General features: G+C 53.7%; 11 protein-coding genes and 1 pseudogene. 9 read left to right on the forward strand and 3 right to left on the reverse strand.

Features of this window, described 5'->3' with window-relative positions; genetic code table 11:
- Positions 1–180: 180 nt before the first annotated feature.
- The gene (purT, locus tag F7B33_RS05725; RefSeq protein WP_297062990.1) at positions 181–1,470 is read left to right on the forward strand and encodes a phosphoribosylglycinamide formyltransferase 2; all 1,290 of its coding nucleotides are present in this window, start codon (positions 181–183) and stop codon (positions 1,468–1,470) included.
- A gap of 303 nt (positions 1,471–1,773) precedes the next feature.
- Here the strand turns inward: purT and purE are convergent, their stop codons facing one another.
- From purE to F7B33_RS05740, 3 genes are all read right to left on the reverse strand, one after another.
- Positions 1,774–2,205: a 5-(carboxyamino)imidazole ribonucleotide mutase gene (purE, locus tag F7B33_RS05730; RefSeq protein WP_297062991.1), complete on the reverse strand. Its 432-nt coding sequence runs from the start codon at positions 2,203–2,205 to the stop codon at positions 1,774–1,776.
- Positions 2,206–2,272: 67 nt separating this feature from the next.
- On the reverse strand, positions 2,273–3,034 hold the full coding sequence (locus F7B33_RS05735) for a hypothetical protein (protein ID WP_297062978.1): 762 nt from the start codon (positions 3,032–3,034) through the stop codon (positions 2,273–2,275).
- Positions 3,035–3,697 carry a hypothetical protein gene (locus tag F7B33_RS05740; protein WP_297073694.1) on the reverse strand — a complete coding sequence of 221 codons (663 nt, stop codon included), beginning with the start codon at positions 3,695–3,697 and terminating at the stop codon, positions 3,035–3,037.
- Between the two features lie 144 nt (positions 3,698–3,841).
- Between F7B33_RS05740 and purD the strand changes: the two genes are divergently transcribed.
- From purD to F7B33_RS05780, 8 genes and pseudogenes are all read left to right on the forward strand, one after another.
- On the forward strand, positions 3,842–5,158 hold the full coding sequence (gene purD, locus F7B33_RS05745; protein ID WP_297073709.1) for a phosphoribosylamine--glycine ligase: 1,317 nt from the start codon (positions 3,842–3,844) through the stop codon (positions 5,156–5,158).
- A 10-nt stretch (positions 5,159–5,168) separates the two neighbouring features.
- Positions 5,169–6,311, forward strand: a complete 1,143-nt coding sequence (locus tag F7B33_RS05750) for a formate--phosphoribosylaminoimidazolecarboxamide ligase family protein (RefSeq protein WP_297073697.1) — start codon at positions 5,169–5,171, stop codon at positions 6,309–6,311.
- Positions 6,312–6,321: 10 nt separating this feature from the next.
- Positions 6,322–6,564 carry a phosphoribosylformylglycinamidine synthase subunit PurS gene (gene purS / locus F7B33_RS05755; RefSeq protein WP_297073700.1) on the forward strand — a complete coding sequence of 81 codons (243 nt, stop codon included), beginning with the start codon at positions 6,322–6,324 and terminating at the stop codon, positions 6,562–6,564.
- A 1-nt stretch (position 6,565) separates the two neighbouring features.
- Complete coding sequence (gene purQ / locus F7B33_RS05760; RefSeq protein ID WP_297073702.1) at positions 6,566–7,237, forward strand: phosphoribosylformylglycinamidine synthase I; 672 nt, start codon at positions 6,566–6,568, stop codon at positions 7,235–7,237.
- 4 nt (positions 7,238–7,241) lie between these two features.
- On the forward strand, positions 7,242–9,380 hold the full coding sequence (gene purL, locus F7B33_RS05765; RefSeq protein WP_297073703.1) for a phosphoribosylformylglycinamidine synthase subunit PurL: 2,139 nt from the start codon (positions 7,242–7,244) through the stop codon (positions 9,378–9,380).
- Positions 9,377–10,372 (forward strand): formate--phosphoribosylaminoimidazolecarboxamide ligase, encoded by a 996-nt coding sequence (locus tag F7B33_RS05770; RefSeq protein WP_297073706.1) that lies wholly within the window; start codon positions 9,377–9,379, stop codon positions 10,370–10,372. Before purL ends, F7B33_RS05770 begins: the two co-directional genes overlap by 4 nt.
- Before the next feature lie 62 nt (positions 10,373–10,434).
- A complete protein-coding gene (gene guaA / locus F7B33_RS05775) occupies positions 10,435–11,358 on the forward strand; it encodes a glutamine-hydrolyzing GMP synthase (RefSeq protein ID WP_297073710.1) in 924 nt (307 codons plus the stop codon).
- Between the two features lie 9 nt (positions 11,359–11,367).
- Positions 11,368–11,483 (forward strand): annotated as a pseudogene (locus tag F7B33_RS05780) (GMP synthase); the annotation flags it as partial.

Consider the following 11,483-nt stretch of genomic DNA (forward strand, 5'->3'; position numbering starts at 1 on the left):
TCAAAGCTCTGGCCGTTTTTTCATCATCAACTCCAGCCTCTGCATAGGTCAACATGGACACCACGGGGGAGAGTTCTGGGGTGGGCTTAAAAAGTTTGCCATTTTCTTGCCTAAAAATTCTTAAATATCTATGAATTTTAACATTTTAACGTCAAACATTGTGACTTTAAGGTGGTGAGGATGATTAGACCACGTGATGAGCTTGGAACTGCCATGACGGACTCCGCTCAAAAAATACTCCTCCTCGGAAGTGGAGAGCTCGGAAAGGAGATAGCGATTGAGGCCCAGAGGCTCGGTGTTGAGGTTGTAGCCGTTGACCGCTACGCCAACGCTCCGGCCATGCATGTTTCCCACCGCTCCTACGTCGGCGACATGCGTAATGCTGACTTCATCTTCTCGGTCATTGAGAGGGAAAAGCCCGACGCGATAATCCCCGAGATAGAGGCGATAAACCTTGATGCCCTCTTCGAGCTCGAAAAGGACGGCTACTTCGTGGTTCCAAATGCCAAAGCCACGTGGATAGCCATGCACCGCGAGAGGACGAGGGAGACCCTTGCCAAGGAGGCGAAGGTTCCGACTTCCCGCTATGAATACGCCACGACCCTCGATGAGCTCTACGAGGCCTGCGAGAGGATAGGCTACCCATGTCACACCAAAGCGATAATGAGCTCCAGCGGAAAGGGTTCCTACTTCGTTAAGGGCCCTGAAGACGTCCCGAAGGCATGGGAAGAGGCAAAGAAGAGGGCGAGGGGTAGCGCCGAAAAGATAATCGTAGAAGGGCATATAGACTTCGACGTCGAGATAACTGAGTTGGCGGTGAGGCACTACAACGGGAGCGGGGAAATAGTTACAACCTTTCCAAAGCCCATCGGCCACTACCAGATTGACGGTGACTATCATTCCAGCTGGCAACCGGCCGAAATATCGGAAAAAGCTGAGCGCGAGGTTTACAGGATGGCGAAGCGCATAACAGACGTCCTGGGTGGCCTTGGGCTTTTCGGCGTCGAGATGTTCGTGAAGGGTGATAAAGTCTGGGCCAACGAGGTTTCCCCGAGGCCCCATGATACAGGAATGGTTACTTTAGCCTCTCATCCGACGGGCTTTTCGGAGTTCGGACTGCACCTGAGGGCCGTCCTCGGCCTTCCTATTCCCGGCGAGTGGGTTGACGGCTACCGGCTCTTCCCACTTCTTATCCCAGCGGCAACGCACGTCATAAAGGCCAACGTTTCCGGCTATTCTCCACGCTTCCGCAGATTGACCAAAGCCTTGAGCGTTCCAAACGCCACCGTCAGGCTCTTTGGGAAGCCCGAGGCCTATCCCGGTAGGAGGCTCGGTGTGGCGATAGCCTGGGATAAAAGTGTTGGAGAAGCGAAGAGAAAGGCCGAGATGGTTGCCCACGCGATAGAGCTCAGAACCCGTTCGTCGGACTGGCATGGACAAGATTACGAGATGAGAAAGCACTTCCTTTGAGTTTTGGTTTTATTCCCGCTTTAGGCCTCTTTTTCAACCTTTAATAAAATGAACCGGTGTGTGCAATGGCTCTAAGGCTTTGGAAGATATCCGAAAAATTTAAAATACCCTATGCTCATCTACATTATGTAAGCCCTTGGGATGAAATCAGGCCCCAGGGTTTAGAATAAGGAAGTTGTAATCGCAGAGATGACTCGAATAATGAGGGGATGGAATTAAGAATCGGGGGTTTTCCCTCATCCCCCGTTTGAATCAGACTTACATAAAATTATGGACTTACATAAAATATGGAAAAGAGTGCAATCAGCTCCTCATTTTCTCCCTGTATTTTTCGAGCTTCTTCCTCAGGTTCTCGTTTTTTAAAGCGAGAATCTCTATAGCAAGCAGTGCCGCGTTCTTCCCGTTGTCTATACCCACCGTTGCCACGGGAACCCCCGGCGGGAGCTGGACTATACTGAGGAGCGCATCAATTCCTCCAAGTTTGGCTGAGACGGGAACACCTATGACGGGTTTAACCGTATGCGACGCTATTACACCCGGCAATACGGCACTCAGCCCGGCTATCGCAATGAAGACGTCGTAGCCTTTCTTCGCGAGCTCTTCTACTTTCTTCGGATTCCTGTGAGCCGAAGCCACTTCAACGTCGTACTCAACGCCGAACTCATCGAGAACTGCGGTAACCTTCTCGGCTATATGCGAATCGCTTTTACTCCCCATCACCACCAGAACTTTCACGGCAATCACCGTTGACATAGAACAGTCGAAAATTTAAAAAAATACCGGAAAAATTAACAGATTAAAATCAAACACGTTCGAGAACTGGAACGTTTCCATCGAAGTGGTACGTGAACCTGATTACCTCACTCTTCATATCCGGGGCCTTAAGGACCTCCAGATACCTGACGACCCTGTTTCCGCTCAGTTCACTCCTCACGCGCAGGACATAGGTAGCCCTCCTGTAAACTGAAGCCAGAATCTGAGAGCTTCCTTTTCTACCCCAGAGCCAGAAGTTCGTCCCCTTTGGGTACTCGCGGTAAGCCCTCGCGTTGGCCCTCAACTCCGCTGAGATTTCTAGATATTTTAGGGTCTCAAGTTCCCCACCAAGCATGTCTATGTAATCAGAGACGTCAATTGCGAAACCATAGAGCTTCCTCCCACCAAACATCCCACTTTCAGACCATTTTCTCTTGTGGGCCTCAACGACTTCAACGTACTTTGCCGGAAGAACGTCTGCCGAGAGAGAACCCTTTAGATACCAGATTCCCTCGACGTCGCTGATTATGTCATAGAAACTCCCAAAGGTGTCTATTATTGCGAGGGTTCCATTTTTAAGGTATTTCCTTCCGTCTATGCCCGAAATCTCGAAGGCCCTCATAAGTATGTGTACAGGGTAAGATATGTTGAAGTACCCTACCAAGCTTCCTCTCTTTAGTTTTTGCCTGAGGATGTGGAAGAGAATCTCCTTCCCCCTCGCTCTAGGGTCAGCTTCATGAACAAGTACGAATGAATGTTCCTTAAGACCACCGAGTTCCTTATCGAGGGCATCAATCTCCCAGGACAGCATTTAATCACCTCCGAAGAGCTCGAGTATCTCGCCCTCGTTGAGTCCCTTTGTGACTATCCCAATTCTCTTTCCATTGACCACGTGGGTTTCGATTACAACGTCGGAGGTGACGTATGCTAGGTCACTTATCTCCGGACATTCCGGCTCGGAGAGCGTTAAGACTGTCCCCCTGTTCCCTGTCTTCTCGGATAAAATTTCTCTCATTGCCCAAATCATTCTGCAAGCAAGATAGGGTCTCCTGAAGAGCTTGCATACTCCCGTTGAAGTATACGTAAATATCCAAACATCGTTCCAACCACCTAACCCAAGGGTTCTGATAGCCCACTCCCTCAATTTTATTATGAAGACAGAGTCGTCCAGATAACCCGAGAGCTGGTGTATCCCCTTTTCCCTGCGGGGCAAATGGTAAACGCTTCCAAAGGCGTCGAAGATTTGGAGGTTTTTCCCGAGGTACTCCCTAACGTTAAGCCCTACGTTTTTTGCGTTGTTTTCAAAAACTCTGAAGGGTTCATACAAAAAAAGAAAGACAGTCTCTCCTCTTTCAAGGAGATACCTAAGCATCATAAGTGAGAAAAGCTCCCCGTTTGATTCAGGGTCAACCTGAATCACCGATAGCACACCCCCCTCGGGGAGCATCTGGAGTGCATTCCTTGTGGCGTTCATGAGGACCCCCACCATATATTCCTCCTCAGATTATAAATGGGTTTCCGGTATTTTAGTGCTCATTGGGGACACATAGTTATTGACATAAAAAGCTAAAAACAAATCTTAAAAAGCGAAGTTTTTGACATATAAATGGTGAAGCTCATGAGGGTTTTACTTGTAGGCGGTGGCGGAAGGGAACATGCGATTGGAGAGGTTCTCGTTAGGAGCGGTGCCGAACTCTACGTGGTCTCAAATCACAAAAACCCGGGCCTGGCGAGGCTTGCAAAGGGGTACGGTCTTGCAAAAGAAACCGATGTGGGGAAGGTTTTGGAATACGCCGAGAAGTTCGGCGTTGACATGGCCTTCATAGGTTCAGAGGCACCGCTCGAAAAGGGAATTGTTGACACCCTTGAGGAGAACGGAGTCCCAGCGGTCGGCCCGAGCAGGGAGGCGGCAAAACTCGAAACAGACAAGGCCTTTGCGAGGGCCTTTATGGAGCACAACAAAATCCCAGGGAGAAAGGTCTTCCGCGTCTTCACCGACGTCACTGAGATGCGCTCATGGATAGACGACTTCGGAAAGCCCGTGGTTGTGAAGCCCATCGGCCTCACGGGCGGAAAGGGCGTCAAAGTCGTTGGTTACCAGCTGAATGATAACGAGGAGGCAAAGGCCTACGCCGAGGAGCTCATCAGGAGGGATGGGAGAGTCCTTATAGAAGAAAGGACGGACGGCGTTGAGTTCACATTTCAGGTCTTCAGCGACGGGAAGCACGTTGTTCCAATACCGCTCACCCAGGACTACCCCCACGCCTACGAGAATGATGAGGGTCCGATAACCGGTGGGATGGGAAGTTACTCCTGCCCAAACGGTTTGCTTCCCTTCGTGACGAAGGAGGACTACGAGAGGGCCCTTAAGACGCTTAAAGCTACTGTCGAGGCCACGAGGAGGGAGGGGACACCATACAAAGGCATCCTCTACGGCCAGTTCATGCTGAGCAGAGACGGCCCGGTTCTCATAGAGTATAACGCCCGCTTCGGCGACCCGGAGGCGATAAACGTCCTCCCGCTCCTGAAGACGAGCCTGCTTGAGATAGCCGAGGGAATAGTTGACGGCAACCTCAGAAAAGCGGAGTTCGAAAGCAAGGCCACAGTCGTGAAGTATCTCGCTCCAAGGGGCTATCCAGCTAACCCCGTCAAAGGCGTTAAGGTCGAGGTCAATGAGAAGGCTGTTGAAGAGACCGGTGCGAGGCTCTACTACGCTTCCATAGACGAGAGCTTTAATCTCCTCGGCTCAAGGGCGATAGCCGTTCTGGGAATAGCGGAAAGCCTTGAGGACGCCGAGAGGATTGCCGAGAGCGCGGTTCCACACATAAGAGGCGAGCTTTTCTACCGGAGGGACGTTGGGACGGGGGAGAGCGTTGGGAAGAGGATTAAGCTCATGAAAGAACTGGGGAGAGAGTTCGAGCCGAACCCCTGCTGAGGTGGTTGAAGTGATACGCCGCGAAGAGATTCTGGGAATCCTTGAGAAGTACGACCCCGAGAAGATAACCGTAGGCGTTATCGGAAGCCACTCCGCTCTGGACATAGCAGATGGAGCCAAAGAGGAAGGTTTGCCTGTCCTCATCATTGCGCAGAGAGGACGGCACAGGACTTACGCCGAGTACTTCAAGCTAAGGAAGACGAGGGACGGCCTAACCAAGGGCTTCATAGACGAAGTTCTTGTCCTCGAAAAGTTCGCCCAAATAGTTAATGTCCAGGAGGAGCTGGTGAAGAGAAACGTTATCTTCGTCCCGAACCGCTCCTTCGTCGTTTACACCGGCATTGACCGCGTTGAGAACGAGTTCCGCGTTCCGCTCTTCGGGAGCAGGAACCTGCTTCGGAGCGAGGAGAGGAGTGAGGAAAAGAGCTACTACTGGCTCCTTGAGAAGGCCAAACTCCCGTACCCAGAACCTGTGAAGCCGGAGGAGATTGATGAGGTCGGTCTGGTTATAGTCAAGCTTCCCCACGCAAAGAAGAGATTAGAGAGGGGCTTCTTTACAGCGGCATCATACAAAGAGTTCCGCGAGAAGGCCGAACGCCTGAAGAAGCTTGGCGTGATTACAGAAGAAGACCTCGTGGGAGCGAGGATAGAGCGCTACATAATCGGCCCCGTCTTCAACTTCGACTTCTTCTACTCGCCGATTGATGAGGAAATCGAGCTTCTGGGCATAGACTGGCGCTTTGAGACGAGCTTAGACGGCCACGTCCGCCTGCCAGCTTCCCAGCAACTTACCCTGCCGGAGCACCAGTTCGAGCCTGAGTACACCGTTACAGGCCATGCCTCCTCGACGCTCCGCGAGAGCCTTTTGGAGAAGGTCTTTGACATGGCAGAGAGGTACGTCAAGGCCACTCAGGAATACTATCCGCCCGGGATAATCGGGCCGTTTACACTTCAGACGGCCGTGGACAAGGACCTCAACTTCTACATCTACGACGTCGCCCCAAGAACCGGCGGTGGAACCAACATTCACATGGCCGTCGGCCATCCCTACGGAAACGCCCTCTGGAGGAAGCCGATGAGCACCGGAAGGAGGATTGCCCTTGAGATAAAGCGCGCTCTTGAGCTGGACGAACTTGAGAAGGTGGTCACGTGAGGTGGTCGGAATGAGGTGGAGAGTTACTGTCATCGTTCGCCTCAGGGAAGGTCTCAATGACCCGGAAGGTAGGGTCATAGGAAACGCCCTGCGGAACCTCGGCTACGCGGTTGAAAACCTCAGGGTTCCGAAGTGCTTCGAGTTCGAGCTTGAGAGCGAGAACCCGGAGGAGGAAGTCAGGGAGATGTGCAGGAAGCTACTCGCGAACCCGCTGATTCACGACTACGAGTACAGAATCGAGCCGGTGAGCTGAGATGGTGAAGTTCGCGGTCATCGTCTTCCCGGGAACCAACTGCGACTTCGAGACCGAGAGGGCCATAAGGAAGGCCGGAGCCGAGGCCGAGCGCGTCTGGTACAGAGCTAATCTCAAGGACTTCGATGGAGTTGTTCTTCCAGGTGGCTTCAGCTACGCCGACTACTTGAGGGCTGGAGCGATAGCCGCTCGGCAGGAGATAATGGAGGAGGTTAAGGAGTTCGCCCGCGAGGGAAGGCCCGTTCTAGGGATATGCAACGGCTTTCAAATTCTCACTGAGGCCGGCCTCTTGCCCGGGGCTTTGAGGCCCAACAGGGTTCCGCGCTTCCTCTGCAGGTGGGTCCAGCTCCGCGTTGAAGACACTGAAACGCCCTTCACTACCCTTTACGAGCCCGGCGAGGTTATCAGAATGCCGATAGCCCACGCGGAGGGTAACTATTACATTGACGACCCCTCGAAGGTCAGAATCGTCTTCCAGTACAGCGATGAGAGTGGCGATGTAACGGGGAAGGTCAATCCCAACGGCTCCGTCCTCAACATAGCCGCCATAGCCAACGAGAGGGGCAACGTCCTTGGAACCATGCCCCACCCGGAGCGCGCGAGCGACCGCTTTCTGGGGAGTGAGGACGGTTTGAGGCTCTTCAGGAGCATGGTGGAGTGGGCGAGGAGGTGATTCTGTGTTCCCGCACGAGGAAAAACTTATCCGCGAGCGCCTGAAGAGAGAGCCCAACGAGGTTGAAAAGGCCATGCTCGAGGTCATGTGGAGCGAGCACGCCTCCTACAAGTCGAGCAGGCCCTGGCTGAGGCTCCTGCCGACCGAAAACGAGCACGTTGTCCTCGGCCCGGGGGAAGACGCCGGAATAGTGAAGTTCGACGAGGACACCTGGATAGCCGTTGGAATCGAGAGCCACAACCATCCCTCCGCTGTCGAGCCCTACGGCGGTGCCGCGACTGGAGTGGGTGGAATTGTGAGGGATATACTCTGCATGGGTGCTCGTCCAATAGCACTTCTCGACTCCATTCGCTTTGGCCCGCTGGAGAGGGAACGCAACAGATACCTCTTCGAGGGTGTCGTCAAGGGCATAGCAGACTACGGCAACAGGATAGGGGTTCCGACCATTGGGGGCGAAACCGAGTTCGATGAGAGCTTAGATAACTACACCCTCGTCAATGTAGCCTGCGTCGGGATAATGAGGCCCGAGCACCTCGTCCACAGCTACGTTAGTGAGGCCGGTTTAAAGCTCGTCCTCGTCGGCAACAGAACCGGGAGAGACGGCATTCACGGAGTTACATTCGCGAGCGAAGAGCTGAGCGAGAACGCGGAGGAGGAAAACCGTTCCGCGGTGCAGATTCCCGACCCATTCACCGAGAAGCTCCTCATCGAGGCGACGCTTGAGGCCGTCTACACCGGCAAGGTCAGGGCCCTCAAGGACCTCGGTGGTGGCGGTTTAACATGTGCCTCCTCGGAGATGGCTGGAAAGAAGGGCTTCGGCGCGGTGATTTACGCGGACAGAGTTCCTCTAAGAGAACCTGGCATGACTCCGGCAGAGGTCATGATTTCGGAGAGCCAGGAGAGGATGCTCTTCGCTGTAAAGCCTGAGGGCGTGGAAGAACTTGGAAGGATTTTCGATAAGTACGAGCTCGAATGGAGTGTAATTGGAGAGGTAATTAATGAGCCGCGCTATATAGTCTACTGGAATGGCGAGAAGGTTGCTGATTTGCCGGTTGACCTGCTCACAGGCGTTCCCACGACTGAGTGGGAACTAAAGCCCTACAGCGCGGAAAGGCCCGTTGAGACACCCGACGTTGGCTTTGAAAGGGCCTTTGACCTCGTCTGGAGCAGTCCGAACGTCATTAGCAAGCGCTGGATTTGGCAGCAGTACGACCACGAAGTCCAGGGAAGGACAGTTTTGAAACCTGGCAGGGACGCGGCCGTCCTTAAAATCAATGATGAGTACGGCCTGGCTTTCGTTGCCGACGGGAACCCGAACCACAGCTACCTGAACCCCTACCACGGCGCTATGGGAGCGGTTGCCGAAACCGTTAGGAACCTCGTGAGCGTCGGGGCGGAACCTTTAGCACTAGTTGACAACCTCAACTTCGCCTCACCCGAGAAGCCGGAAGTCTACTGGAGCTTCGCCGAGACCGTTAAGGGCCTGGCAGACGCCGCCAAGGCCTTTGGTCTGGCCTACGTGAGCGGGAACGTGAGCTTTTACAACGAGGTTGCCGAAAGGCCGATAAAGCCCACCCCGGTCGTTGCGGGCCTAGGGAAGACCAGGCTTGAGAATATTCCAAAAGGACACTTCGAAGATGGTCTCCTGATTGGAGTGGTTGGGCTGACTGAGAGCGAACTCGGTGGCTCGGAGCTGTTTGTGAGTCTCGGTATCGAGGGTGGCTTCGCCCCGCGCGTCAACCTTGAGGAGGAGAAGGCCAACGCCAAGGGAATCCTGAGGGCCACCCAAGAAGGTCTCGTCAGGGCAGTCCACGACGTGAGCAGGGGCGGTATAGCGGTAGCTCTGACCGAGATGGCGCTTAACGGCGTTGGCTTCATAGCTGAACTCTCGAAGGTTCCTTCAAGAACCTCAAACCCGCTTGAGGTTGCCTTCAGCGAGAGTCATGGCCGCTACATCGTTGCATTCCCCGAGGAGAGCCTTGCCAAGCTGAAGGCCCTATTCAGGCACTTTGCAGTCATTGGGAGAACCGGAGGAGGCAACGCCGTCTTTCTCTGGAACGGCGAAGAGCTCCTCAAGAAGCCCGTCTCCGAGCTTAAAGCGGTTCACGAGTCCCTACCGAGGCTTTTAGGTGAAGAAGAATGAGGGTAGCGACCTACGCATCTCATTCCGCCCTCCAGATTTTGAAGGGAGCTAAAGATGAGGGCTTCGAGACAATAGCTTTCGGCAAAGCTAAAGTTAAGCCCCTCTACACCCGCTATTTCCCGGTCGCTGACCACTTCATCGAGGGAACCTACCCAGAGAAGGAACTGCTTGAGCTTAAGGCAATTGTGATTCCAACCGGTTCCTTCGTCGCCCACCTTGGAATCGAGCTCATCGAAAAAATGCGCGTTCCCTACTACGGCAACAAAGAGGTTCTCAGATGGGAAAGCGACCGCTCGCTAGAAAGGGAGTGGCTGGAAAGGGCCAAGCTCCGCCTCCCGAGGGTTTACAACGACCCAGATGAGATAGACGGGCCTGTGATAGTAAAGTCCTTTGGTGCCAAGGGAGGGAGGGGCTACTTTCTGGCGAAAAGCCCGGCCGATTTCTGGGAGAAGGCTGAGAATCTCGGCGTTCACGATAAAGAAGACCTGAAAAACATCCAGATTCAGGAGTACGTCCCCGGCGTGCCAGTTTACCCGCACTACTTCTACTCCAAGCTAAACGGAGAGCTCGAGCTCATGAGCGTTGATAGGAGGTACGAGAGCAACGTGGACGCGATAGGAAGGATTCCGGCAAAAGAACAGCTCGATCTAGAGCTTAACACCAACTACACCGTGATAGGAAACATCCCGCTCGTTCTAAGGGAGAGCCTGCTGATGGACATCATTGAAGCCGGGGAGAGAACGGTCAAAGCGGCTGAAGAGCTGATGGGTGGTCTCTGGGGGCCCTTCTGCCTCGAAGGAGTTTACACCGAGGATTTGGAGTTTGTCGTCTTCGAGATTTCGGCGAGAATAGTTGCCGGGACGAATCCTTTTATCCACGGTTCCCCGTACAGCTGGCTCCGCTACAACAAACCAGTGAGCACCGGCAGAAGAATCGCGATGGAGCTGAGGAGGGCCCTTGATGAGGACAGGCTCGGTGAGATTTTAACGTGAGGATGCAAAATCGGATTAGGTTTATAAACCAGATTTCAAAGCCCGTGTAAAAGGTGGTGCCCATGTGGGAGAACTTCATAATGGAGAAGGTCGAGGAGATTAGGAAGACCGTCGGTGACGGGAGGGCCATCATAGCGCTCAGCGGTGGTGTTGACAGCTCAACAGCTGCGGTTCTGGCTCACAGGGCGATAGGCGATAGACTCCACGCCGTCTTTGTCAACACAGGCTTCATGCGGAAAGGTGAGCCAGAGTTCGTCGTTAAGACCTTCCGCGACGAGTTCGGCCTCAACCTCCACTACATCGATGCCAGCGAGCGCTTTTTTGAGGCGTTAAAAGGCGTTACCGACCCCGAGGAGAAGAGGAAGATAATCGGCAGGGTCTTCATTGAGGTGTTCGAGGAGGTTGCTAGGGAGATAAACGCCCAGTTCCTCATCCAGGGAACCATCGCTCCCGACTGGATTGAGAGCAGGGGGAAAATCAAAAGCCACCACAACGTCGGCGGTCTTCCAGAGAGGCTCAACCTCAAGCTCATAGAGCCGCTGAGAGACCTCTACAAGGACGAAGTTCGTGAGCTTGCGAAGGAGCTCGGCTTACCGGAGAAGATATACAACCGCATGCCCTTCCCCGGGCCGGGGCTAGCGGTCAGGGTTCTCGGCGAGGTGACGCCGGAGAAGATTTCAATAGTCAGGGAGGCCAACGCAATAGTCGAGGAGGAAATCGCAAAGGCTGGACTAAAGCCCTGGCAGGCCTTCGCGGTTCTTCTCGGCGTTAAAACCGTTGGAGTGCAGGGCGACATAAGAGCCTACAAAGAAACGGTAGCCGTTCGCGTTGTGGAGAGCCTCGACGGCATGACCGCCAACGCGATGAACGTCCCCTTTGAGGTGCTCCAGAGAATAGCCTTCAGAATTACGAGCGAGATTCCCGAGGTCGGAAGGGTGCTCTACGACGTAACCAACAAGCCTCCCGCGACGATAGAGTTTGAGTGAGGTGATTGCATGATAGTCATAATGGACAACGGGGGCCAATACGTCCACAGGATTTGGAGAACCTTACGGTACCTCGGAGTCGAGGCAAAGATAATACCAAACACAACTCCACTGGAGGAAATCAA

This window comes from Thermococcus sp. (assembly GCF_015523185.1).
GTDB lineage: Archaea > Methanobacteriota_B > Thermococci > Thermococcales > Thermococcaceae > Thermococcus.